Origin of the sequence: Corynebacterium tuberculostearicum (assembly GCF_046097255.1) — a bacterium.
GTDB classification, from domain to species: Bacteria; Actinomycetota; Actinomycetes; order Mycobacteriales; family Mycobacteriaceae; genus Corynebacterium; species Corynebacterium tuberculostearicum_J.
The window spans coordinates 2148362-2173660 of sequence record NZ_CP175770.1; the positions used below are offsets into that span (position 1 = coordinate 2148362).

Below are 25299 nucleotides of genomic sequence, written 5' to 3' on the forward strand. Positions count from 1 at the left end.
TTATCGCACATCTGGATTCTCTTCCGGCGCAGGCTCAATCGGAAGATGATTTACCTGCTCGGATGGAGCTTCCTCCTCAGGGGGCTCAGCCACGGAGTCCCACAAAACCTCGTACCATTCGCGGGAATCTTCTTCCTTCTGACCATCTGTAGTGAGCTGGTCATCCGGCTTTATCTGCGGGTCAATGATGCGATAGGCGGTCTCGCCCTCATCGACGACCCCGAATCGGCGCCGCGCCTCCTGCTTGATGTACTCATCAGACTTATATCTATCAATCTTTTCCAGCAAAGCAGCCTTCTCATCCTGCTTGGCGGCGATTGACTCATTGAGGCGGGCAATTTCGGACCGGCCGTGGTAGTAATTGCGCAGCGGAATAGCGATAGCAAACAAAACCACGAGCACGATAGCTACGATTACGCCTACTCCGGCAATACTCATCCGGTCCGGCTTCTGTTTCTGCTTCAGTTGTGCACGCTGAGCTTTGCGGATATCCGCAGCACGCGACGCCACCGGAACCCTAGTGCGGCTCCGGTTTCGCTGCCTCTTCTTTTCGCGTGCCATAGGCCTCTAATCCTAGCGCCGTCACTCCTGTAACAGGGACGTGGCACGCGCAATTTGGATACACTAAAAGAAATTCTCCCTCCCAGGAAGGAAGTTTCATGTCCCTCAAGCGCCTCCTCCCCGTTCTCACCGCAACCCTATTCCTTGCCAGCTGCAGCCCTTCCGCCCAAGACGGCGAATACCCCGTCTACGGTGACGGCTACGACCTGAACACCAAAGACGGCATGGCCGACTATCTCAAGGAGTACAAAACCCTGCCGGATGATTACATCAACCACGATGCTGACCAGCTCGAGGGCGACGATCAGCCCGAGACCTTTGAAACCAACGCAGATTCCGTGAAGAAGGCCGGCGAAGCTACCTGCAAGAATGACGAGTTGCTCGACATTTCAAAGGAATATTTCCGAGGAAACACCGACAAATTTGGGGAAGCTGTTATGTCATCAGTCAGCGGCTCTGATGATAAATACAGTGATGTTTTTGAGGCACTGAACATCCCCGATGACGCACCAGACAATGACAAGATCATGGCTGCAGCGATGACCTCACTCGGTGCCGTGATGGCTTGCGGCGATGAATTCAGCGATGAAGAACTGGAAAAAGTCGCTGAGTCCATCCATTCCAGCTAGAGCTTCGAACCAGATTCCCTACTTAAGGAATAGCTATGCCCCTCAAGCGTCTCCTCCTCCTAGCCGCCGTAGGCACCCTACTTACCGGGTGCAGCTCGACCGACCACAAAGAAGAAGCAGCCACCAAAGCGGAATCCCCCACTAGCGAAAGCCCTACCAGCAGCGAAACCCCCACCACCACAAGCAGAAAGCACGACCTCAATACCAAAAGCGGCTTCATTTACCACATAAAGGAATACGGCACGATCCCGGACTTCTACCTAGATGTGTTCGGCGCTGGGGCTTCCGAAGAGGAAGACGGCCCTACAAGCTACGAGGTCAATGCCACGACGCTGAAGAAGGCTGGATTTGTTGCCTGCGAGAATGAGCAAACCCTGGACGACGCCAAGTATTTGCTAACCCATGGCGACAGCGCATTTGAAGAACTCGTCCCTAGCCTTGAGGAGTTCGATAGGAAATACGCTCCCGTCTACGAAAAGCTTGAAATTTCAGCGGCTTCTCCCGTCCTAGACAAGCTTTTTACCATGTACATGGCTGGCGTGGGTTCCCTCGCCACCTGCGGTGACAAATATGACGATAAGGAACTCGAAGCAGTAGCTGACAACGTTTTCAGTTACTAACCCCCGGAATTTCGCACATTTTTTCGTTTTACCCCTTGCGCACGCCGGAAAGGCGGCTTATACTAGGGGCAGAAATTCGATTGGGTGTGCGATTTATTCCAGAGGGGGAACTTTCCGTGACAGCCAGCGACGCACCACCAAAGAACGCCTATTTTTCTACCAATAACCTCGACGATACGGTTTGCGTTTTGGGCATGCTCCAACGCATTCAATCCTGGCAGCTATACCAATCCGTGCTTCCGCGATTAGAAAACGATGTCGAATGCACTACCACTGCTTTAGCTAAGCGGGTGGGCTTGAGCTACTGGCGCGTCTTATCCGCACTGCGCTCTCACCTGCGCATGCGTGAGTTGCCGTTAACCACGGCGGTACAGACCGAACATTGGATTCTTGACCTCCCGCGGCTGCACGTCATTGATGCCGAGCTTGCCCCGCTTGGCGACGACGCCGAGGGCATCCAACTAATCGATGCCGCCCTTGCAGACTTCCTCACCCCAAAGGAACCTGCCCAGCATGTACCCACGGAATCTGAAATCCGTAGATTCTTGCGCGACTACATCGACGGAATTCTCAAGCCAGAAATTGAGAAGGAAATCGAGCGATCCGTTTCCATTTCTTATTCCAAAGGCCAAGCCACCATCACCCTGAAGACGGATAAGGCTACCGCCAGTGCTATTTCACGACACATCGATAAAGCAGCGCGAAAGAAGAACATCACCAAGCCAGAGGCTTTGGAAGCGCTGATTTTTAATCGCACCCAGACAAAAGTAGTTATAAACACCTATGCAGCGGGTGACGATGCTTCTCGGGTATACATACCTTCGGCGGGATGGTGCGTTCTTACGGAGCATTTAAGCAATTACTCGATGACTCGCGAGTTGTGCCCAGAAGAAACTTCCTCCTACGTCCCCACCGAGCAAATCAGGACATGGGTCCACGGTCGCGATGCCACGTGCCGTTGGCCGGGGTGTTCCATGCCGGCGCATTACTGCCAGCTTGATCATCGTGTGGAGTATGCCGACGGCGGACCGACGAGCGTCGATAATCTTGTCACTCTCTGTCAACACCACCACAACGTGAAGACCGATGGAAGGGCACGCTACATCATGGATCCCATCACTGGGGATGTTGCCTGGCTCTTTTCGGACGGCACCTTCGAAATTGACCGTGCTCAAGGACCTTTGGCGCCGCGAACCGTGAATTGGAAGCAAACCTGGCAACAATACCTAGACATGCGAAAGCGCCCCCGCGGCAATGCAAGGGCGCTACGAAGGGAGGCGGTTAAGCCTTAAAGCGCGGGAAAGCGGAGCGGCCGGCGTAAACTGCGCCGTCGCCAAGCTCCTGCTCGATACGCAGCAGCTGGTTGTACTTAGCTACTCGCTCGGAACGAGCCGGTGCACCGGTCTTGATCTGGCCACAGTTTAGAGCAACAGCCAGGTCTGCAATGGTGGTGTCCTCGGTCTCACCGGAGCGGTGGGACATCATGGTGCGGTAGCCGTTGCGGTGAGCCAGCTCGACTGCGTCGAAGGTCTCGGTCAGGGTACCGATCTGGTTGACCTTAACCAGCAGGGCGTTGGCAGCCTTCTTTTCAATACCCTCCTGCAGACGAGCAGGGTTGGTGACGAAGAAGTCATCGCCGACGATCTGCACCTTTTCGCCAATCGCGGCGGTCAGGGCGGTGTAGCCATCCCAGTCGTCTTCCTGCAGTGGATCCTCGATGGAGACGATCGGGTACTGGTCGATGAGGTCCTCGTAGACCTTGGACATCTCTTCAGCGGTGTGCTCGCCACCCTCGAAGTGATACTTGCCGTCCTTGAAGAACTCGGAGGAAGCAACGTCGAGTGCCAGGGCTACGTCCTTGCCGGGCTCGAAGCCGGCCTTCTTGATGGCGTCCACGATGACGTCAAGAGCAGCCTTGGTGGAGTCAACGGAAGGAGCGAAGCCGCCCTCGTCGCCCAGACCGGTGGACAGGCCCTTGTCCTTTAGCACTGCCTTCAGTGCGTGGTAGACCTCGGCGCCCATACGCAGAGCCTCGGCGAAGGACTCCGCACCAATCGGAGCGATCATGAATTCCTGGACGTCCACGCCGGAGTCAGCGTGTGCGCCGCCGTTGAGGATGTTCATCATTGGCACCGGCAGTACGTGTGCATTCGGGCCGCCGATGTAGCGGTACAGAGGCAGTGCAGCGGACTCTGCAGCGGCCTTGGCTGCGGCGATGGAAACGCCCAAGATAGCGTTAGCGCCGAGCTCAGACTTGTTATCGGTACCGTCCAGCTTAATCAGTGCCTGGTCAATGAGGCGCTGGTCGTCGGCTTCGAAGCCAGCAATTTCGTCGGCAATCTTCTCGTTGATGTTCTCAACAGCCTTCAGAACACCCTTACCCTGGTAGCGCTCGCCACCGTCGCGCAGCTCGTGAGCCTCGTGCACACCGGTAGAAGCACCGGAAGGAACGCCGGCAACACCGCGGGCGCCGTCATCAAGGAAGACCTCGGCCTCGACGGTTGGGTTACCACGGGAATCAAGAATTTCGCGGGCGAAAGTGTGGATGATGTCAGCCATGCTGTTTTTCACTCCTCATAAAAAAGTTCGCTCTGGACCAGCCGGCCCAGCTACGTTGTCAATTGTTGCAGAAAACTTTACTGTGTGACACTACTTTGCACTTTGCGGAACCGAGTAGGCGTTGGCGGCGTGTGCAACTTTATGCAAATACTCGCTGGACTGATTGTAATTTAGGATTGCTTCCTCCCACTGTTCTGGGTTAGAGAGATCTCTATCACCAAAACATAAAAGTCCGGCGGCGCCAACTGCGGCGTCGTCAATTTGATTGGGATCTGCCTTGCCATCGCCGTTGGCATCAGCGCCCACCGATTCCCACGTGGTCGGGATAAACTGCATCGGGCCGACGGCGCGGTCATATTCGGAGTCCCCATCGATGTCGCCATTATCGGTATCTGGGGTGTGCGCCGTATTGTTCAGGCCATCGAGGGCGATGCCGTTGATGGGTGGTTGGGGGTAGCCGGCGTCGTCAAGCTTGGAGGGCTTAAACCAATTGCCGTTGTAGGTGCCATGGCGGGTCTCCACGTAGCCCAGCCCGGCAAGGGTATTCCAGCGCAGATGACAATTCGGCCATTTTTGCTGAGCGATGAGTTCGGCGTTGCCATAAGCGCGCAGGGCAGCCGGCGGGATGCCCGTCTGCTCAGCTAGGTCAGAGGCCCAGTAGGTAAGCTTATCCGCGGTGCGGCCGGGGGCATTGACGTCAATGTGCGCGACCTCTTTGCCTTCAACGGGCGGAATGTTCTCCGGTACGGGCTCTTGGGAAGTGCCGTGCCCCGTCAACAGCCATGCCACCAACGCGATGATCACGGCTACGGCCACCCCGCAGCCCCCGAATATCTGCAGCAGCCTCTTCATGAGAAGCCATCCTACATTCCCTTGCCTTCGCGCCACAGCCTCTCTTGCGTGTCAACGTCGACAATCTCCGTGGTGCCATCAAATAGGTATGGGGCGCGGGCGCGCATTTTGGTGAGGAAGCTCTGGGCGACGTCGTCAAGCGAAAAGGTGGAGATTTCCGCATGGAAAAGTACTTGGAGGAAGATATCCCCCAATTCCTTAAGCATCTCGCTTTCCGGTTCGCGGCTGCGCACGGCCGCGGCGAATTCGGCGGACTCCTCCTCGAGGTACGGCAAGAGGGAAGTATGGGTTTGCTCGCGCTCCCACTCCCCGATGCGCCGCGCCGTGGCCATGGTCTGGCGCGCCTGCATGATGGGATCTGCAAGGGATTCGGCGCGAATGACGGACTCGCCGCTAGCGAGGCGGGCGCGAGTGTCCGGATCGTGTTCGTCGGTGCTTACCAAGGTGCCGGTGGCGTCCTCGCCTACCAGCAGATCGGAAAAATTCCACCGTACGGACACGGGTACCTCACCCGTGAAGTGGACGGGGCCACGCAGCTTCCCGTATGCCTGCATGGGGATCATGGTGGGCCAGCGTTCATCGAGCAACAGCACAGTCATGTGCACAAAGTCTAGCCCGAGTTCCCATTATGGGGCTATTCAAGGTATTTTAGGCCAATGACCTCCAGCCAGAATAGTTCCCACTCCGTGACGCTGTGGACCCTCGTCGCGCTGATTATCGGTTCCACCGTGGGCGCGGGCATTTTCTCGCTGCCCCAAAACATTGCCTCCGTTGCCGGCCCAGGCGCGATGCTCATTGGCTGGCTGGTAGCGGGCATCGGCATGCTCTCCGTGGCGTTTGTTTTTCAAATTCTGGCCCGCCGAAAGCCGCACCTTGATTCTGGCGTTTATTCCTACGTGCGGGCCGGCCTCGGCGATTTTATTGGTTTTACCTCCGGCTGGGGCTACTGGCTGGGCTCCGTTATGGCGCAGGTGGGTTATGCCACCCTCTTTTTCAATACCTTGGGCCATTACCTGCCGCTTTTCGACGCCGACCACTACTGGACCTCCGCCATCGCCGTCTCCCTCCTATCCTGGGGCATTTTTGCGGTTCTTGCGCGCGGCATCAAGCAGGCCGCGTTCATGAACCTCATCACCACAATTGCCAAGATTGTGCCCATCCTGGCCTTTGTGGTGCTCATTGCTTTCCTCGGGTTCAGCTGGGATAAATTCACCTTGGATTTCTGGGGACGCGCTTCAGAGGCCAGCGTCTTTGAGCAGGTCCAGGGAATCATGCTCTTTACCGTGTGGGTCTTCATTGGCGTGGAGGGCGCATCCGTTTATTCCAAGCAGGCTTCTAAGCGCACCGACGTCGGCCGCGCGACCGTCATCGGCTTCTTCTCCGTGCTGGCACTGCTGGTTTCCGTGTCTACCTTGAGCTTTGGCGTGATGAGCAAAGAAGAACTAGCCGCATTGCCAGATAATTCCATGGCCTCCGTACTCACCGAGGTCATCGGCCCCTGGGGCGGCGCGCTGGTGTCTATTGGACTGTGCTTGTCGGTTTTGGGAGCCTATGTGTCCTGGCAGATGTTGTGCGCCGAGCCCATCGTGATGATGGCCATCGACGGCCTCATTCCCCGCCGCATCGGAACCATCAATGTGGCGGGTGCGCCGTGGGTAGCGCAGCTGATTTCCACGATGGCCATCCAGCTATTCATCATCGTCTTCTACCTCAACGAGGCGTCTTATAACGCCATGGTGCAGCTGGCAACCATCATGTACTTGCTGCCCTATATCTTTTCTTCCTTGTACCTATTGCTCTTGACGCTGCGGGGCAAGGGGCTGTCTCACCCGCAGGCGGGTATCAAGTTCGATCTTTCTGGACCAGAGGTAGGCCGCAAGGATAACCGCAAGCACTTGGTCATTTCTTTGCTCGCGTTTATCTACTCCCTGTGGCTAATTTATGCGGCCGACCTCGTCTACGTCCTACTCGGCGCATTGGCCGTGGTACCGGGACTTATTCCGTATGTCGGCACCCGTTTGTGGAAGAAGGAACGCATCTTCAACACCTTTGAGTGGTGCGTGGTGGCCATTGTCTTGGCCGGTGCCGCCACCGCCATTTGGGGCTTGAGCACCGGCTGGCTCACCCTCTAGCTACTCCCCTACGCTGACCACGTTCGAGGTGGGCTGGGCGCCGCTGACGTTGATGGGGTCGACGTCGAAAAGCGCGCTTAGGAAGTCCGCCGCCCACTGAATGAGCTCGGTATCGCGCAGCTTCGGGGAGGTGACATTGCGCCCTGCCTTGGGGAACGGCACGTTGATTGCCTTCGCCGCCGCACGGAAGCTGGAGCCCGGATATAGGCGCTTGAGACGCACCTGCTTGGAATCCGGCAGCTCCACGGGGTGGAACTTGACGCGGGTGCCCTGAACGGTGATATCGGAGATGCCGGCGCGGCGCGCCTGGTGGCGCAGGCGGGCAACGGAAAGCAGGCGCAGAACCTCCTGCGGCAGCGGGCCAAAGCGGTCTTCCATTTCCTCGATAACGGCCTTGAGATCATCGTCATTCTGCGAGGCCGCAAGCTTGCGATAGACCTCCAGGCGCAGGCGCTCGGAATCGATATAGCCTTCCGGAATATGCGCATCCACAGGGAGATCGATGCGGATTTCCTTCGGGCCCTCATCGGTAACGGTGGGGGCCTCGCCGCGGGCGAGCGATTTAAAGGTCTCGACCGCCTCGCCCACGAGGCGCACGTAGAGATCGAAGCCCACACCGGCAATGTGGCCGGACTGTTGGGCGCCAAGGACGTTGCCGGCACCGCGCATCTCCAAGTCCTTCATGGCTACGGCCATGCCGGCACCAAGGTCATTGTTCTGAGCGATAGTGGCCAGGCGGTCATAGGAAGTTTCCGTGAGCGTGGCCCCCTTGGGGTACAGGAAGTAGGCATAGCCGCGCTCGCGGGAGCGGCCCACGCGCCCGCGCAGCTGGTGCAGCTGGGACAGGCCCATATGGTGGGCGTTTTCCACAATGAGGGTATTCGCATTAGCGATATCCAGGCCGGTTTCCACGATAGTGGTACATACCAAAACGTCATACTCGCGATCCCAGAAACCCTGGACGGTCTGCTCGAGCACCTCCTCGTTCATCTGGCCATGCGCGACGACGACGCGGGCCTCCGGTACCAGGTCTCGCAGCTCGCGGGCCTTCTTTTCGATATCAGAGACTTTGTTGTGGATGAAAAAGGTCTGACCATCGCGCAGCAGCTCGCGGCGGATGGCCGCGGCTACCTGCTTGTCCTCGTAAGCGCCGACATAGGTTAGCACCGGGTGGCGGTCTTCCGGCGGGGTCAGGATGGTCGACATCTCGCGGATGCCAGCCATGGACATCTCCAAGGTGCGCGGGATAGGTGTCGCGGACATGGTGAGCACATCCACGCTGGCCTTGAGCGCCTTGATGTGTTCCTTGTGCTCCACGCCGAAGCGCTGCTCCTCGTCCACGACGATGAGGCCGAGGTTCTTCCAGTGCACACCGGTCTGGAGGAGGCGGTGGGTGCCGACGACGATATCGACGCTGCCATCGGCCAGGCCCTTGAAGATGTCCTTCGCTTCCTTCTTTGAGGTAAAGCGCGAAAGCACCTCAATCTTGACGGGGAAGCCGGTCATACGCTCGCTGAAGGTATCAAAATGCTGCTGCGCCAGCAGCGTGGTGGGCACGAGGACGGCCACCTGCATGCCGTCTTGCACGGCCTTGAAGGCGGCACGGATGGCCACCTCGGTCTTGCCATAGCCCACATCGCCGACGACGACGCGGTCCATCGGCACCGTGGACTCCATATCGTGCTTGACGGCGTCAATAGCCAGCATCTGGTCTTCGGTTTCGACGAAGGGGAAATTATCCTCCATCTCCGCCTGCCACGGATTATCCGGGGAGAACTGGTGCCCCGGCGCGGCCTGGCGCTTGGCGTAGAGCTCGACCAGCTCGCCGGCGATTTCGCGTACGGCGGCGCGCGCCTTCTTCTTGGTGTTCTTCCAGTCGGAACCGCCCATCTTGGACAGGTGGGGCGATTCGCCACCGGTGTACTTGCTGAGCAGATCCAGCGAGTCCATGGGAACCCAGAGCTGATCGGCGGGCTGACCACGCTTGGAGGGCGCGTACTCGAGCACGATGTATTCGCGGCGGCTGGTTTCATCGCCGGACTGGATGGTGCGCTCGGCCATCTTGAGGAACTTGCCGATACCGTGGGTCTCGTGCACCACAAAATCGCCCTGCTTGAGGGCAAGCGGGTCAACCTTATTGCGGCGTTTGGCGGGCCGGCGCTTCGCTTCGGCGATATCGCCTACGCGGTTACCGGTCAGATCCGTCTCGGTTACAACGACCAGTGGGAGGGCCTCGGCATCCTTGGGCTTTTTCACCTTGGGAAATACCAGGCCGGCGTGGCTTAGTGCTTGGTAGAGGGTGACTTCACCGGCGGTGGGCTCCCAGCCAGGGGTGGCCACCTTGGTGCGGATGCCTTTTTCTGCAAAGCGATCCACCATACGCTTGATGGCACCTTGCGCCGGCGCGATGAAGGCTGCCCGGCCGCCGGCATTGGTGTGCGCGAGGAGTTGGGCCATCATGGCATCGATTTCTTCGATATTGCCGCGCGGGGTGGGCCCTGGCTCGAATTCGAGCGGGAGGGTCTCCTCTTCCGGGGCGGCGAGCATTCCCGGTGGGGAGAAAGTCCACAAAGGCAGGCTGGACTCGCTGATGGAGACCTCGAGCGACTCATAGGAGCGATAGCTGGATGCCTCGGTATCGAGCCCTTCGGTAGCCAGCGGGCCATCGGCACCCATGGCCGCGGCCTCCCAACCGGCAGCGAGGAATTCCGCATCGGTCTTTTCTAGATCTGCCACGCGGCGGCGAATCTTTTCCGGGCCGACCATCACCACGTGGGTGGTGGGGCGCAGGAATTCGGGGAGGGTGATCATGGGGGCGTCGGAAAGCGCGGGCAGGAGCGCCTCCATGCCTTCGGCCGGGATGTGCTCGCTTACCTTGGTCAGCAGCTCCACCAAGGCGGGATTGCCGGGGTGCTTAACGGCGAGATCGGCCGCACGCTTGGCAATGGCGTCCGTAATAGGCAGCTCGCGGGCCGGGAAAATGTCTACGCGGCCCACCTCGATTTCCGGAATGGTGCGCTGGTCAGCCACGGAGAATTGGCGGATATCGGTAATCTCATCGCCCCAAAACTCCACGCGGACCGGATAATCCAGCGTGGTGGGGAAAATATCGATGATGCCGCCGCGCGTAGCATACTCGCCGCGCTTAGCCACCATGTCTACGTGCTTATAGGCGCGGAACCCGAGCTCGCGGACTACCTCATCAAAGTCATATTCATGATCTTCTTCGAGGTGGACGGGAGCGCGGCCCTCCACCTCCTGCAGGATGGGCTGGGACAGGCCGCGGGCGGCGGTGACGATGACCTGCAGGCTATCGAGATTGTGCAGAACTTCAGCGCGGCGGCCGATGATGTCTACGCCGGGGCTCAGGCGCTCGTGCGGCAGGGTCTCCCAGGAGGGGAACATGGCCACCTTCTCCCCCAGCATCGCCGTAAGCTCCGCCGTAAGGTCCTCAGCCTCGCGGCTCGTAGCGGTTACCACGAGCACTGGGGCATGATGAGCCAAGGTGCCCAAGGCCCACGGCCGGGACTGATCCAAGCCTGTGATGTGGAGGTCGTCGCCCACATGAGAAATCATGCCCTTGAGCTTGGGATCTGAGGCCGCTACCTTGAGCAGGCCGGCCAGCATTGGGGTCGCCATTTATTTGCCTCCTAGCTTGGGCTTTACTTCCATACCGGACAAACCATTCCAGCATAGATTGACAATATGCGTGGCGACGACTTCTTTGTCCGGGTTGCGCTCATCCAGCCACCATTGCGCGGTGGTCGATACCATTCCCACCAGCGCTTGGCCGTAAATATCCGCCAAATCCGGGTCAATACCGCGGTGCTCGAACGCTTCTCGCAGGATATAGGAAACCTGGCCCACCGCGGAATTCAACAGCGTGGAGAAGCTGCGCTCGTCACCGGGCTTGGCATCGCGCACCAGGATGAGAAAGCCATCAGTTTCTTCCTCAACATAGGTCAAAATGGCCATGACGGCCTGCTCGATGCGCTCGCGCCAGCTGCCGGTCTCCAAGGAATCAGTAATGACCTTTTCCAGGGCCAGCATCTCGCGGTCAACGACCACCGCGTAGAGGCCTTCCTTGCCCCCGAAGTGCTCATAGACTACGGGTTTGGATACCCCGGCGCGTGCCGCGATCTCTTCGACGCTGGTTCCTTCAAAGCCTAGTTCCGCGAATGCGGCGCGTCCGATGGAAATGAGTTGTTCGCGGCGTTCCCGGCCGGTCATCCTTTGTCGAGCCATACCTTCTACCCTATCCTTTGCCCCGCAATTTGTGATTTACCCGGGGGCGTCAGGTACGCTATGCCTACAGCTTTTGCTGTGTTTCCCCATGGTGTAATCGGCAACACTACGGTTTTTGGTACCGTCATTCTAGGTTCGAGTCCTGGTGGGGAAGCTTTTTAGTTTTTCTTCCTGCCGCGGCGAAAGCCTTTGAGCTCGGCTTTCTTCGCAATAGCCGCCACTTGGACGGCCGTGTAGTTGACGGGGGCTACACCGGCGCGGGGCAGGACCCAGCCGCGCCAATAGGACACGATGGCCATGCCACTGCCGACGATCGGCGCGACCACCATGCCGAGTGCAAACTGTCCGTAACCGGCAAAGGTAACCATGACGATGCCGGTGAGGATAGAGGGCACGGCATACAGGGGGCTGCCGCCAAAGATGGAAGGGATTTCCCCGGAGGCAATATCGCGGACCATTCCCCCGCCCACTGCTGTCAGCACGCCCAGAAAGACACAGGGAATAAGTGGCATGCCGTGGGTGAGCGCTTTAACGCAGCCGGTGGTGGACCACACGCCGAGAATGATGGCATCGCCGTGTTCGCGGAATAGCTCCCACGCCTTGCCCTTGAGATCGATAAGAAACGCTATGAGAGCACCGCCGCAAGCCAGGCCGAGGTACCACGGGTCTGAGATCGCTGCCGCTGCTCCATCCCCGATGAGCATGTCACGGATCATGCCACCGGCCAGCCCAGAAAAGAGGGCGAGGAACACGAAGCCCACGATGTCGAATTCGCGGCGGCGGGCAAGGGTGCCGCCAATGATGCCGTTCAAAACTACGCCGAGAAGATCGAAGGCTTGGTAGAGCGAATTGATGAGGGGATCGACATCGTGCATGATTCTTAGGCCTCCTGCCGCGCGGGTAGAATTTCGGCGTGACTGCGGCCGTCTTTTACTCTCCGGCGTGTCAGCATGGCTCTTATTTAACCAACTCGTTTCTCTGAAAGATCGCATTTCTCATGTCTAAATCCAACGCCCGGTATTTCATCTGGTCCAATGGTCTGCAAAATTTGGGCGATCAGATTGTTGCTGCCAAGACGGTGCTGCCTGCGCTCTTTAGTGCGGCCGGAGTGCCTGCCTTCTTTACCGGTCTGCTCACCCCTATCCGCGAGTCCGGTTCGATGCTCCCGCAGGCGGCGCTGACCCCGTGGGTGACTACCTATAGGGCCCGCAAGCGCCTGTGGATTATCGGTTCGCTGGGACAAGCGGTATCCGCCGCGGTCATCGCGCTCGCGGCATTTTTACCCGCGGGGCGGTATTGGGCGTGGTGGTGCTGGTGGCCTTGGCGGCGCTGTCCCTCTTCCGCGCGCTGTGCTCGATTGCGGGCAAGGACGTGCAAGCGCGCACGATTTCTAAGGGCGCACGCGGCCGAGTGACCGGTAGCGCGGCAGCCCTCGGTGGCGGTGCCACTTTGCTGACCGGCATTATCCTTTACTTTCTCGGCGAGCTCAGCATTCCCATGATGGGCACGGTCCTCGCCGTTGGTGCGGCCACGTGGGCCATTGCCGCGTGGGTCTTTTCGCACGTGGATGAGCCGGTGCCAGAGGAAGCCGAAGGGGGCATCGATAAGCGCTGGTGGCAAGATACCTGGCAGCTTTTTACCAGCGACGGCCAATTTCGTAACTTCGTCATCGTCCGCGCGCTGCTGCTCGTTTCGGCGCTATCGACCTCTTTTATTGTGCTGCTCAGCAGCAACCTTTCTGGGCTCTACGGATTCGTGCTAGCTTCCGGCCTAGCCTCCCTGGTGGGCGGGCGCATCTCCGGCGTGTATTCGGATAAGTCCTCTAAGAACACCATGGCCGTGGGCGCGGCCGTGGCTTCCGTCGTGCTGGTGCTTTTGGTCGCCAGCTCGCACTGGGCACCGGATGCGGTCAATGCCTGGGTCATGCCGATTGGCTTCTTCGCCGTGAACCTGGCGCACACGGCTATTCGCGTGGCGCGTAAGACCTACGTGGTGGATATGGCCGGCGGCGACAAGCGCACCCAGTATGTGGGTGCGGCCAATACGATGATGGGCGTTATCTTGCTTATCGTCGGTGGCATTTCCTCCGTGGTGGCACTGGCCGGACCTGAGGCGGCGCTGCTCTTCCTTGCCCTCATTGGTTTCCTCGGTGTGTGGCGCGCCCGCGGCCTGAAAGAGGTTTCTCACACATAAATCGCACTTGGGCTATAGGATGTAGTCCGGATAAGAATCAGACTCGACCCCAGGAGTTCAATAACCCGTGGTAGCAACAACCTCGTGTGCTGTCGTCGTCCTTGCGGCTGGCGCCGGCACCCGCATGAAGTCCACTAAGCAGAAGACCTTGCATGAGATTGGCGGTCGCACTTTGCTCGGCCACGCTCTGCATGCTGCGGCCGGGATCAACCCGGAGCGCATCGTGACGGTGGTGGGCCACCAGCGCGATCAGGTCTCCCCCGCCGTGGATGCCATCGCCCAGGAGCTGGACTGCGAGGTACTGCAGGCGGTGCAGGAAGAGCAGCTGGGCACCGGTCATGCCGTGGCCTGCGGCTTGGAGCCGATTCCGGACTTCGAGGGCACCGTCATTGTCACCAACGGCGATGTCCCGCTGCTTACCCCAGAGACCATCGAAGGCCTGCGCACCACCCACACCGAGCAGGGTAACGCGGTCACTGTGCTCTCGATGCGCCTCGATGACCCGACCGGTTACGGCCGCATCATTCGCGCTGAGGACGGCAGCGTGTCTGCCATCGTGGAGCAAAAAGATGCCACCGAAGAACAGCGCCAGGTCAATGAGGTCAATTCCGGCGTTTTCGCCTTTGATGGGCGCGTGCTTGCCGACGCCCTCCAGAAGCTCGACTCCAATAACGCCCAAGGCGAGCTATATATCACCGATGTGCTGGAGATCGCCCGTACCGCTGGGCACGGCGTCGGCGCGCACGTAGCAGCAGATCCGGCCGAGCTCGCGGGCGTCAATGACCGCGTGCAGCTTGCCGCTGCCGGCCGTGAGCTCAACCGCCGCATGGTAGAAAAAGCGATGCGCGGTGGCGCCACCATCGTGGATCCGGAAACCACCTGGATTGGTGTCAACGTCACCGTGGGCTCCGATGTCATTATTCACCCAGGCACGCAGCTGTGGGGCGCTACCAGCATCGCCGATAACGCCGAAATCGGCCCCGACACCACCCTGACCAATATGCAGGTGGGCGAAGGCGCTTCCGTCGTGCGCACCCATGGCAGCGATTCTGTCATCGGCACCAACGCTAAGGTCGGCCCGTTTACCTATATCCGCCCGAAGACCGTGGTGGGCGAGGACGGAAAGCTCGGCGGCTTCGTAGAGGCAAAGAACGCCCAGATTGGCCGCGGCTCCAAGGTTCCACACCTGACCTATATCGGCGATGCCACCGTGGGCGAGCAGTCCAATATCGGCGCTTCTTCCGTCTTTGTAAACTACGACGGCGTAAACAAGCATCACACCACCATCGGCAGCCACGTGCGCACCGGTTCTGACACAATGTTTATCGCTCCGGTCAATGTCGGTGATGGCGCATACTCCGGTGCGGGTACAGTAATTAAAGACGATGTTCCTGCGGGAGCACTCGCAGTCTCCGGTGGCAAACAGCGCAACATCGAGGGCTGGGTTCAAAAGAAGCGTCCGGGTACGCCCGCGGCTGATGCCGCAGCCCGTGCGCAGGACAACGAAAAGTAAGGGGCATATTCTCCCATGACTGGCAAGGTAACTGGTAGCAGCAAGAACATGAAGCTCTTCTCTGGGCGTGCACACCCAGAGTTGGCAGAGGCTGTGGCTAAGGAGCTCAAGACTGATCTGGTTCCTACGACCGCCCGCGACTTCGCCAACGGCGAAATCTTCATTCGCTTTGAAGAGTCCGTGCGTGGCGCCGACTGCTTCGTAATGCAGTCTCACACCCAGCCGCTCAATAAGTGGCTGGTAGAGCAGCTCATCATGATCGATGCTTTGAAGCGCGGCTCCGCTAAGCGCATCACCGCCATCCTGCCCTTCTACCCATATGCACGCCAGGATAAGAAGCACCTGGGCCGCGAGCCTATTTCTGCCCGCCTGGTGGCAGACCTTCTGCAGGCTGCCGGCGCGGACCGCATCGTGTCCGTGGACCTGCATACCGATCAGATCCAGGGCTTCTTCGATGGCCCGGTCGATCACATGCACGCTCAGCCCATCCTGACCGATTACATCAAGTCCAAGTACGCCACCGATAACATCACCGTGGTTTCCCCGGATGCTGGCCGCGTGAAGGTGGCAGAAAAGTGGGCCCACGACTTGGGCGATGCCCCGCTGGCCTTCGTGCACAAGACCCGCTCCAACACTGAGGCCAATAAGACGGTGTCCAACCGTGTGGTCGGCGATGTAGAGGGCAAGGACTGCGTGCTTCTCGACGACATGATTGACACCGGTGGCACCATCGCCGGCGCCGTGCGCGTTCTGAAGGACGCCGGTGCGAAGAAGGTCATCATCGCCTGCACCCACGGCGTCTTTTCCGATCCAGCCCGCGAGCGCCTGTCCGAGTGTGGCGCGGAGGAAGTTATCACCACCGATACCCTCCCGCAGTCCACCGAGGGCTGGTCCAACCTCACGGTGCTGTCCATTGCACCGCTGTTGGCACAGACCATCCACGAAATCTTTGAGAATGGTTCCGTAACCACCCTCTTCGATCGCGCCTAAAGCGTATGGCCGCCGAGATTTCCCTCGGCGGCTTTTGATTTGCTTCTGGTGCACGTGCTAATCTAACTCAGTCTCGGCGAGGGCGACCTCAGGATGAGGAAGCCGTTATCGACGCGATTGAAGTTAGAGCATGTTGCTTTTTATATACGCCTGCGATGACTCGTCCAAGACGTCCATCGGCAGGCTTTCGTCGTTTTTATCGCGTTGGCCGCGCCGCACTACTTTAACTAAGGAGAATGAAGCATGGCACAGCGCCCAGTAATTAAGGCTGAAGCACGTACCGAATTTGGCAAGGGTGTCGCACGCCGCCTGCGTCGCGAGTGGAAGGTTCCAGGCGTCATCTACGGTTCCCACCAGGAGCCGGTCCACTTCGCAGTTCCGCTGCTGGACATCCAGTCCCTCGTCCGCAACAACGGTGTTAACGCCGTTCTGGAGCTGGAGATTGACGGCGAGCAGTACCTGACCATGGTTAAGCACGTTGACCAGAACGTCCTGACTTTCGACATCGACCACGTTGACCTGCTGGCTATTAAGCGCGGCGAGAAGGTTGAGGTTGAGGTTCCGGTTACCCTGACCGGCGAGCCAGCTGCAGGCACCATGCACATCCAGGATGCTGACGTACTGCTGGTTGAGGCAGACGTACTGAACATTCCGGAGGAGATCGAGGTTTCCATCGAGGGCCTCGAGGACGGCGCAGTTATCACCGCGGGCGACGTCACCATGCCGGAAGACACCACCCTGGTGGCAGAGGAAGACACCGTTATCGTCTCCATCTCCCTGCCTGAGGTTGATGAAGAGCTCGAGGAAGCAGCCGAGGCTGCTGAGGAAGGCGGCGCTGACGCTGGCGCCGAGTCCGCAGAGGATTCCGAGGAGTCCGCTGACTCTGACGAGGAGTAATCCCCTCCCCTTCACACGCATAGGCCGCCGTGAGATTCGCTTCTCGCGGCGGCCTTGCCGTTTTCTCTCTGCCTATGAGACAATTGAGCGCGTGACTCCACTTCTCGTAGTAGGCCTTGGCAACCCCGGCCCCAAGTACGCAGGCACTCGACACAATATCGGCTTCGATGTGGCAGATGAACTCGCAGGAGAGCTCATGAGCGGTTTTTCTGTACACAAAAAGACCAACACCGAAGTCGCCGAGGGCATAGCTGGCGGCCGCAAGATTATCTGCGCAAAGCCACGGTCCTTTATGAACCTTTCCGGCGGGCCGATCAAAGCTTTGGCCCAATACTTTCATCTCTCCGCCGCCGACATCATCGTTGTTCACGATGAGCTAGAGCTCGATTTCGGCACCATTAAGCTCCGCCAAGGCGGCGGCGACCATGGCCACAATGGGTTGCGTTCAACCACAAAGTCCCTGGGCACCAAAGACTATCAGCGCCTTTCGGTAGGAATCGGGCGCCCACCGGGGCGCATGGACCCTGCTTCGTTTGTGCTCAAGCCTTGGGCAAAGCAAGAAAAGGCAGAAATCCCCATCCTTTGCGCCGACGCGGTCGAGGAAATCTTGCGCGTAGGATAGTCGCCATGAAATTGGCTACCCTACGCACTGGCTTTGGAACTTCCGCTATCCGCATCGACGGCGATAACGTGGGAGTTGAGTTGGATTATGAGGACGTGGGCCAGCTGCTGCGCAGCGAAGATTGGCGCAAGGCCGCCCAGCTTTCCGGCGAGCCCGTGGTCTTTGACCACGCTGATTTGGAAGCCGTCGTGCCAGCTCCCGGCAAGGTCATCTGCGTGGGGCTCAATTACGCCAAGCACATCCGCGAGATGGGACGCGAATTCCCCGAACATCCCACCTTGTTCATCAAGTTCGCCGACGCCCTCACCGGCCCCTATGATGATGTCTTCATTCCCGAATATGGCACACAGAAGCTGGATTATGAAGGTGAGTTGGCGGTCATCATCGGCGAGCGCGCCCACCGCGTCTGCCGCGACGAGGCGCTAAATTATGTGGCGGGCTACGCCATCATGACTGACTACACGCTGCGTGACTTCCAACGCCAGACTAGCCAGTTCCATGCCGGTAAATCCTTTTATCGCACCGCCGGCTTCGGCCCTTGGCTTACCACCGCGGATGAGTGGTCACCGGGGTCCGGAGCTGTGCTCACCACTACCGTAGACGGTGAAGAGAGGCAGCGCGATAATACCGATGACCTCATCTTTTCCGTAGCTGAGCTCATTGAGTTCTGCTCGCAGCTCTATCCACTCAATCCGGGCGACGTCATCGTTACCGGCACGCCAGAAGGCGTGGGTTTTGCCCGCACCCCGCAGCAATTTATCGAGGATGGCCAAAACGTCACCATCGCCGTCGAAGGCTTGGGGCATATTTCTAATACCACCCGCTATGGAGAGCCCGGCTGCGGCCCCGGCTGTACTTGTTCCTAAGCTGTGCCCAGGTTCTCACTCCAAAGTGGGCGGTAGCGTTTTCATCCCAGCCGCTTGCGCCGGTTAAGCTGTATTAATGAGCACAAAAAGCAGTAAAGCCCCTAAGAAACTCAACAAGAAGGCCTACGAGAAGGAGCTCGAGCGCCTCCAAGCAGAGCTCGTGGACATGCAGCAGTGGGTCGTTGAAACCGGCGCCCGCGTAGTCATCATCATGGAAGGCCGCGACGCCGCCGGCAAGGGCTCCGCGATTAAGCGCATCACCCAGTACCTCAATCCGCGAACCTGCCGCATCGAGGCGCTGCCCGCACCGAACTCTCGCGAACAGGGCCAGTGGTACTTCCAGCGCTACGTGGAAAAGCTGCCCACCAAGGGCGAAATCGTCATCTTTGACCGCTCCTGGTACAACCGCGCCGGTGTCGAGCGCGTCATGGGCTTTTGCACCGATCAGGAATACGTCCGCTTCCTGCACCAAGCACCCACCTTTGAGCAGATGCTGGTAGAAGACGGCATCATGCTGCGCAAGTACTGGTTCTCTGTCTCCGATGAGGAGCAGATCAAGCGCTTTGAATCCCGCCGCAACGATCCGCTGCGCCGTTGGAAGCTCTCCCCTATGGATCTGCAGTCCATTACCCGCTGGGAGGACTACTCCCGTGCCAAGGATGCGATGTTCATCCACACCGATACCCCAACCGCACCGTGGTACACCGTGGAATCTGAAGACAAGAAGCGCTCGCGTATCAACGTCATCTCGCACCTGCTGAGCACCATTCCATACGAGAAGATCGAGCGCGAGATGCCGGAGATCCCGCAGCGCCCAGATTCCGATGGCGAAACCTATGAGCGCCCCGCCCGCGAAGAGTTCCGCTACGTGCCGGACGTCGCTGCCAAGCTGGAGCGTAAGTCCGAGCAGAAGACGGCAAAGAAGACGTCCAAGAAGGGCAAGAAGAAGGATAAGAAGAAGTAGCAGCAAGGGCTGTATTACTATCTTCCTTTATGAGCACTGACACCGTCGCGCAAGCGCGCTTAGGGGATAAAATCCTCACCGCGGTGGCGGTGCTCATTGCGCTGTTTTATGTGATTTCTGCCGCGAAGAATCCCAACATAATTGAGATTATTCAGGCGGGACTATCGTTGCTATTCCTGCCATTTATGTGGATCTGGCGGAGCCGTCCCGTGCTCAGCGCCACGGGCTTTATTGTGCTGCTCGCGGCATGGGCCGTGGCTTGGATGAGCCAGCTGCCCACCAATCTAGGGCTTACCCCTTGGGCCCTGACTGCCCCCATGGCGGTGTATGCGACCTCCCGCTACGTGGAGCGCCGCATTATTCCCCGCACGGTGCTGGCGCTGACGATTCTTGGCTCCTTCATCTCGCCCGTCATGTGGCGCATTGATCCGGAGTCATTCCTGCTGCACTACCAGATAGACCGCCGTTATCTGGCCATGGTGGTGGTGCATTGGGCGGTTTTGGGCAGCACCTACTTCATCGCCGCACGCTACTTTGACTTGGCGCGCCAGCGCGAGCGGCTAGACCAGGAGCGTTTCCACCAAGCCCAAGAAGAAGAGCGCCTGCTCATTGCTAGGGAATTGCACGATGTACTCGCGCATTCCCTAACTTTGATCAAGGTTCAGGCGAATGCCGGGATCATTGCCGGGCGTGTAAATAGTGAGGCTGCCCAGGATGCTCTGGCCGCTATCCGTGATGGCGCGGATTCTGCATTGGAAGAGGTTCGCGGCATCGTCACGGCACTGCGGAGCACCGGTCCTTCCGCTCTCAAGCCGACAGAGCAGCTTGAGCACATCGAGGGCATTATCGATGGGTTCCGCGCGGCGGGCTTAGAAATTGCAGCGGACTTACCGGAGACCTATGAGACGCCTGCACTGACGCAATTGGCCTTGGTACGCATCATTTCTGAAGCCTTGACCAATGCACTGCGTCACCAAGGCCCCGGCACGCAGGTAGAGGTAGAGCTCGCGCTTGCCGACGCCGCCCGGATCACCCTAACCTCTACCAATCCCTCCCCGACTCCCAGCGAAGTTACTGGCAGCGGAGTTGGCCTCATCGGCGTCGAAGAGCGCGCCCACGCGCTGGGTGGAAGACTAGAGTGCTCGGGTGATGCAACAAAGTTCATCCTGCATGCCGAACTACCCTTGTAGAAGGAAAGCCGTGTCTAAGATTCGAGTCCTACTCGCCGATGACCAAGCGATGCTAGTTGCCGCATTGTCTACCATCCTTAACGCTCAAGATGATATTGAGGTCGTGGCCACCGCAAATACCGGCTCAGAGGCCGTAACCGCAGCGTTGAGCCACCGCACTGACGTAGCCATCTTGGATATCCGAATGCCCGGTATGGACGGCATCGCTGCGGCCCAAGCGATCCTTTCCCGCGTCCCCGAATGCCGAATCATCATGCTCACCACGTTTAATGAAGAAGAATTGGTGGCTCAATCTATCGCCGCTGGCGCGCATGGGTTCCTTCTCAAAGATGCAGATCCGGAGGTGCTAGTGGGAGCAGTCCGGGACGTCGCCAAGGGCGAATCGGTGCTGGCCTCTCAGGTCACCGGACCAGTTTTGGAGGCCTATCGCACCGCCCTTACCCGCGGCCAGTTGAGCGCGCAGGAGCGCCAAGGGCTCAGCCTGGTGACCCGGCGCGAAATGGAGGTCCTTTCGCTCATCGCCCGCGGGGCCACCAACGGGGAAATTGCCCGTGAAATGGTCATCGCGGATACGACTGTCAAGACACATGTTTCCTCTCTGCTTTCCAAACTGGCTGCACGCGACCGCGTAGCTCTAGTGCTCTTGGCGCAAAAGGCTGGCATCGCCTAAGCCTCCTACCGTGGTAGGAGAACCTCGCTCGAAGGTCCATAGCCTAGGCGGAGGTTATTGCGGCGCTCTGCCGCGAGACTAGGCGGTATGAGTTTTGAGATCTCCTTTGAACGCGTCAGCAAATCCTTTGGCTCCCACGCGGTACTGCGAGATGTGGATTTTCGTATTGCCCCTGGCCGAGTCCACGCCTTGCTTGGACGCAACGGGGCCGGAAAATCAACTCTCTTTTCCATCTTCCTTGGCCTGCTGCCGGCAGATTCCGGAATAGTACGCGTGGCTGGTGCTCCTTGGTCACGTGAAGTACTCGACCACGTGGGGGCATCCGTGAACGGGCCCGCCTTCTACGGGCATCTTTCCGCCGCTGCCAACCTGCGCGTACATACCCGCTTGCTAGGTCTGCCGGAGTCTGAGGTAGAGCGTGTTTTAGCCATTGCGGGGCTCGCCGAGGTCGGTTCTAAGAAAGCCAAATCCTTTTCCACCGGTATGAAGGCCCGCTTGGCATTGGCGCAGGCTTTATTAGGGGATCCGGAAATTTTGCTGCTGGATGAACCTCAAAATGGTCTTGATCCACAGGGCATAGTGGAGCTGCGTACTTTGCTGCGAGACTTGGCAGCAGCCGGCCACACTGTTGTGGTCAGCTCTCATCAGCTTGGCGAGGTCCTTCATTTGGCCGACGACATCACCATTTTGTCTCAGGGCACCATTCGCTATTCCGGGTCCTTGCAGGAGCTTGCCCCCAGCGGCCAATTGGAGTCCGAGTTCTTCCGCCTCACCTCCCTGGGTGGTGAGTCTGATGTTTAAGCGCTACCTTTCGGCAGAGTTGCTGCGCAGCCGTGGCAGCGCTGTGCAGTGGCTACCTCTTCTCGCCTTACCGCTTGCGCTAATGACCATAGTCTTTTCTGCTATCGCTTCCCCGGCTAAGGATGCTACCGGTGTTCTCGGCTGGCAATCTATGTTTGTCACCGGCATGTACGCGCCGCTCGTTGCGGTATTTGCCGCGGTTACAGAGCGCCGTGAGGTTCTTGCCCGTGGCGGCGGCACCTTGTGGCGCCGCCTCACTACTCGTTACGAACACATTGCCCGCTTAGTTGTAGTGCTCGCCAGCCTGGGCGCGTTCCATCTCCTCAACTTTGGGGTGTCCTGGGCAGTAGTGTTCGCACAAGGCCGCGAACAGCACCACCTTGTGGCACTCGCCGGGCTGTATTCCGCCCTCGGTGCTATTGGCATTGCTGGTCTTGCTTCTGCCTGCTCGCGGCGCTATGGCCTTGGCGCGACACTAATACTCAGCGTTATCTGGCAGGTTTCAAGCGTGACCTCCAAGGTCGTCGAAGGCCTTACGTGGTGGGCTTTTCCACCAGCTTGGCCCATGCGGCTAATGCTTCATTCACTGCACATTCATCAAAATTCCGTGCCCTTGGATCCAGGCGATCCACTCCTGCAAGAAAGTCCGCTGCCGGCCCTCGCTCTGACGCTACTTCTCGCAGCAGTGGGCGTCTATGCGGCCATCGTCACTCCGCGCCGCCTGCGCCGTCTCGCTTTACCTCGCCGCGGCCAGACGACCGCTGTCTCCAGCGGCACCACTGCCACGTGGCGCCCGGCCACAGCACCGCGTGCCACCGCCCGCCCCCGCTTGGTAGGCGCGCTGGTTGGTCTCCACCGAGCGGCGTGCAGCCCAGCGGTTATCGCCTGCTTGGCGTTAAGTGCCTTGGCACTGCTATTTCTTGCCCTTTTCTACCCTCCGACTTATGTCCAGGGCTTCTTTATTTTTCTGCTTCTCCCTGTAGGAGCGGGTGTGTTACCGGTTGTGGTGTGGCCATTACTCGCGCCGGTATGGCCACTCAGCCACATTGAATCCCGCCATTGTTCCAGCGCGCTCCTCTGGTGGCTTTTCGGGATAGTATCCACAGTATGCGTGGGCGCTTCGCTCGCACTTAGTGCTTCTGGCAGCTCAGCTTCGGCGACGGCCGTCCAACTGCCCCTAGCCATTGGGGTGGGATATGTTATTTCGGTATTCTCTCTTCTCATCGTGATTCGTCTGGGCATCATGAGTGGCCTGGCACTGTGCATCGTCTGCACTATCGTCTCCGTGACCTTGGGCGGAGACGTCCTCGCTAGAACCCCGCTGTGGTTGATCGCCTTCCCCGCATGGCCCATGAACGCGGATTCTCCTGCCCGCTATATTCTTGCGACGGTGCTGATAGGAATCTTCGCCACGGCTGGTACGTGGATGGTGATCCGGCTGCTTAAAACTAAAGCGCTGCGGCCGGCTAACTAAGCCTCGCAAGAGTATCGCTCTGCTAACGGGTTGACCTGGCACCACCATCAGGAGACTGGAAGAATGCAGCTAGTTGAAAAAGGCGCACACAGAACACCTCACAAAGGTGGATTTAGCCTTTGGGGCAAGAAAGGATAAATAAATGAATGAAGTGCCCCGAGTTTTGTTCCTAGGCATTTGCCTTGATTTCTATTATTGCTTGTGGCGGGTTCTGCTTCCAAAATTCGGTTTCCACCTCGACCGGGGTTCGGTATCCCAAGCTTTGGTGGAGCCTAGTCTCGTTCCACCATGACACCCATTTGAGCGTCGCGATTTCGACCTCGACAACATCATCCCACCTGCGGGTATGGATCAGCTCGTTCTTGTAGGAGCCGTTAACGTTTTCAGCAAGAGCATTGTCATAGGAGTCACCAACAGTTCCGGTGGAAGCTGCAATGCCATGCTGGGTAAGTCGCTCGTTGTAGACCACGCTGACATACTGCGACCCGTGATCCGAATGGTGAATGAGACCTGTTGTTTCCTCAGCACACACGATTGCCTGGTTGAGAGCTTGCAGCGGCAACGCTTCGGAGCGCATGGAGTCTGATAACGCCCACCCAACGATCCGTCGAGAATAAACGTCGGTGACAAACGCGGCATACACAAAGCCTTTCTTCGTGCGCACATACGCAAATGTCAGCCACCCACAGCTTGTTCGGGCCGGGGGCTTTGAATTCACGCTCGACCAAGTCCGGGCGCAGATCAGGCACGTTAAGCTTTTCGGGTTGTGATAGGTGATCCGCCTTTGCCTTTGCCAGAAACACCGGCCAGGCGCATTAAACGGGCGGTTTGTTCACGACCGATATCAATTCCTTCACGGCGAAGAGCATGCCACATTTTCCGTACACCGTAGACGCCGTAATTATCCCGATGAATAGCACTAATGCGTTCGACCAGCGCAGCATCGCGAAGGCGACGAGCACTTAGTCCACGGGCCTTGGACTGGCGATACCCACGCGAGGTGATAAGCCCACCAGCGCGGTTATTCTTCAACGTCTTACAGATGAACTCGACAGAAAAACTACTCCGGTATTCATCGATGAACCGGATCATTTCCGACGTTTTGGACCTGGTTCCGACGCGAAAAAAGCTGAGGCAGCCTTCAGAAGTTCATTGCTCTCGCGTAGCTCTTGATCTTCACGGCGTAGCCTCGCGTTTTCGGCGACCAAATCTTCAGGCACAGACTCTGGGATGTTTCCCGAACGCCGGGCAGGCTTAAGTCCATTGACGAGCTGTGTGCCACGAGACCCCAGCTTTGGAGCTACTTCCTGGCACGCGGCTTGCATCGACATGTTTTCCGCCAAGATGCGATCTTCCACGAGACGGACCACACGGTCCTTTGCATCCTGGTCAAATTTCCTTGGCATGTTCCAGATTTTCCCATCTACTCAAGCGGAACAAAACCTGGAACACTTCACACATACGTGTCCGTTCTGTTAAAACGTAGTTGTGCCATATGCCTACACATATGTCCTGCCATAC

Annotated in this window: 21 protein-coding genes and 3 pseudogenes; 16 read left to right on the plus strand and 8 right to left on the minus strand. The window is 58.6% G+C overall.

The genetic code is table 11. The annotated features are described in order from the left end of the window. Entirely contained in the window at window positions 1–438 is a 438-nt protein-coding gene (locus tag ACKFRY_RS10220) for a septum formation initiator family protein (protein ID WP_234447489.1), read from the minus strand. Between the two features lie 221 nt (window positions 439–659). Between ACKFRY_RS10220 and ACKFRY_RS10225 the strand changes: the two genes are divergently transcribed. From ACKFRY_RS10225 to ACKFRY_RS10235, 3 genes are all read left to right on the plus strand, one after another. After that, on the plus strand, window positions 660–1190 hold the full coding sequence (locus tag ACKFRY_RS10225; RefSeq protein WP_408920302.1) for a ribonuclease: 531 nt from the start codon (window positions 660–662) through the stop codon (window positions 1188–1190). A 35-nt stretch (window positions 1191–1225) separates the two neighbouring features. Further along, window positions 1226–1810, plus strand: coding sequence for a hypothetical protein (locus ACKFRY_RS10230; RefSeq protein ID WP_408922799.1), 585 nt, complete (start codon window positions 1226–1228; stop codon window positions 1808–1810). A gap of 116 nt (window positions 1811–1926) precedes the next feature. Further along, a complete protein-coding gene (locus ACKFRY_RS10235; RefSeq protein WP_408922800.1) occupies window positions 1927–3102 on the plus strand; it encodes an HNH endonuclease signature motif containing protein in 1176 nt (391 codons plus the stop codon). Here ACKFRY_RS10235 and eno read toward each other — a convergent pair. The 3 genes from eno to ACKFRY_RS10250 all read right to left on the minus strand — a co-directional run bounded on the left by eno (window position 3092) and on the right by ACKFRY_RS10250 (window position 5820). Continuing rightward, window positions 3092–4369, minus strand: a complete 1278-nt coding sequence (eno, locus tag ACKFRY_RS10240; RefSeq protein WP_179386279.1) for a phosphopyruvate hydratase — start codon at window positions 4367–4369, stop codon at window positions 3092–3094. The two genes, ACKFRY_RS10235 and eno, sit on opposite strands and share 11 nt — an antisense overlap. Window positions 4370–4459: 90 nt before the next feature. After that, window positions 4460–5221, minus strand: a complete 762-nt coding sequence (locus tag ACKFRY_RS10245) for a lytic transglycosylase domain-containing protein (RefSeq protein WP_200436286.1) — start codon at window positions 5219–5221, stop codon at window positions 4460–4462. Between the two features lie 11 nt (window positions 5222–5232). Next, window positions 5233–5820, minus strand: coding sequence for a MazG nucleotide pyrophosphohydrolase domain-containing protein (locus ACKFRY_RS10250; RefSeq protein WP_200436285.1), 588 nt, complete (start codon window positions 5818–5820; stop codon window positions 5233–5235). A 57-nt stretch (window positions 5821–5877) separates the two neighbouring features. Here ACKFRY_RS10250 and ACKFRY_RS10255 point away from each other — a divergent pair, with 57 nt between their 5' ends. After that, the gene (locus tag ACKFRY_RS10255; RefSeq protein WP_408922801.1) at window positions 5878–7353 is read left to right on the plus strand and encodes an amino acid permease; all 1476 of its coding nucleotides are present in this window, start codon (window positions 5878–5880) and stop codon (window positions 7351–7353) included. Here ACKFRY_RS10255 and mfd read toward each other — a convergent pair whose 3' ends face one another. From mfd to ACKFRY_RS10270, 3 genes are all read right to left on the minus strand, one after another. Then, window positions 7354–10992 carry a transcription-repair coupling factor gene (mfd, locus tag ACKFRY_RS10260; RefSeq protein WP_408922802.1) on the minus strand — a complete coding sequence of 1213 codons (3639 nt, stop codon included), beginning with the start codon at window positions 10990–10992 and terminating at the stop codon, window positions 7354–7356. Beyond that, window positions 10993–11598 carry a TetR/AcrR family transcriptional regulator gene (locus ACKFRY_RS10265; RefSeq protein WP_040425065.1) on the minus strand — a complete coding sequence of 202 codons (606 nt, stop codon included), beginning with the start codon at window positions 11596–11598 and terminating at the stop codon, window positions 10993–10995. 158 nt (window positions 11599–11756) lie between these two features. Further along, the gene (locus tag ACKFRY_RS10270; RefSeq protein ID WP_200436282.1) at window positions 11757–12473 is read right to left on the minus strand and encodes a trimeric intracellular cation channel family protein; all 717 of its coding nucleotides are present in this window, start codon (window positions 12471–12473) and stop codon (window positions 11757–11759) included. Between the two features lie 122 nt (window positions 12474–12595). Here ACKFRY_RS10270 and ACKFRY_RS10275 point away from each other — a divergent pair. The 12 genes and pseudogenes from ACKFRY_RS10275 to ACKFRY_RS10330 form a co-directional block, all read left to right on the plus strand. Next, window positions 12596–13791, plus strand: a pseudogene (locus ACKFRY_RS10275) (MFS transporter). A gap of 67 nt (window positions 13792–13858) precedes the next feature. Continuing rightward, a complete protein-coding gene (glmU, locus tag ACKFRY_RS10280; protein ID WP_316981125.1) occupies window positions 13859–15304 on the plus strand; it encodes a bifunctional UDP-N-acetylglucosamine diphosphorylase/glucosamine-1-phosphate N-acetyltransferase GlmU in 1446 nt (481 codons plus the stop codon). Between the two features lie 15 nt (window positions 15305–15319). Then, on the plus strand, window positions 15320–16294 hold the full coding sequence (locus tag ACKFRY_RS10285; protein ID WP_005323655.1) for a ribose-phosphate diphosphokinase: 975 nt from the start codon (window positions 15320–15322) through the stop codon (window positions 16292–16294). A gap of 243 nt (window positions 16295–16537) precedes the next feature. Next, a complete protein-coding gene (locus ACKFRY_RS10290; protein ID WP_005329025.1) occupies window positions 16538–17191 on the plus strand; it encodes a 50S ribosomal protein L25/general stress protein Ctc in 654 nt (217 codons plus the stop codon). A 91-nt stretch (window positions 17192–17282) separates the two neighbouring features. Beyond that, window positions 17283–17813, plus strand: a complete 531-nt coding sequence (gene pth, locus ACKFRY_RS10295) for an aminoacyl-tRNA hydrolase (RefSeq protein ID WP_408921328.1) — start codon at window positions 17283–17285, stop codon at window positions 17811–17813. 5 nt (window positions 17814–17818) lie between these two features. Further along, a complete protein-coding gene (locus ACKFRY_RS10300; protein WP_408922803.1) occupies window positions 17819–18679 on the plus strand; it encodes a fumarylacetoacetate hydrolase family protein in 861 nt (286 codons plus the stop codon). Window positions 18680–18755: 76 nt separating this feature from the next. Next, window positions 18756–19643 carry a polyphosphate kinase 2 gene (ppk2, locus tag ACKFRY_RS10305; RefSeq protein ID WP_150851573.1) on the plus strand — a complete coding sequence of 296 codons (888 nt, stop codon included), beginning with the start codon at window positions 18756–18758 and terminating at the stop codon, window positions 19641–19643. A gap of 29 nt (window positions 19644–19672) precedes the next feature. After that, entirely contained in the window at window positions 19673–20833 is a 1161-nt protein-coding gene (locus tag ACKFRY_RS10310) for a sensor histidine kinase (protein WP_408922804.1), read from the plus strand. Window positions 20834–20843: 10 nt separating this feature from the next. Next, entirely contained in the window at window positions 20844–21503 is a 660-nt protein-coding gene (locus tag ACKFRY_RS10315; protein WP_150851424.1) for a response regulator, read from the plus strand. Between the two features lie 87 nt (window positions 21504–21590). Then, the gene (locus ACKFRY_RS10320) at window positions 21591–22304 is read left to right on the plus strand and encodes an ATP-binding cassette domain-containing protein (RefSeq protein ID WP_200436277.1); all 714 of its coding nucleotides are present in this window, start codon (window positions 21591–21593) and stop codon (window positions 22302–22304) included. Window positions 22305–22386: 82 nt separating this feature from the next. After that, complete coding sequence (locus ACKFRY_RS10325; protein ID WP_234447488.1) at window positions 22387–23778, plus strand: hypothetical protein; 1392 nt, start codon at window positions 22387–22389, stop codon at window positions 23776–23778. Window positions 23779–23796: 18 nt separating this feature from the next. Next, window positions 23797–23916: pseudogene (locus tag ACKFRY_RS10330) on the plus strand (HNH endonuclease); the annotation flags it as partial. A gap of 31 nt (window positions 23917–23947) precedes the next feature. Here ACKFRY_RS10330 and ACKFRY_RS10335 read toward each other — a convergent pair. Further along, window positions 23948–25184 (minus strand): annotated as a pseudogene (locus tag ACKFRY_RS10335) (IS3 family transposase). Between the last annotated feature and the right edge of the window lie 115 nt (window positions 25185–25299).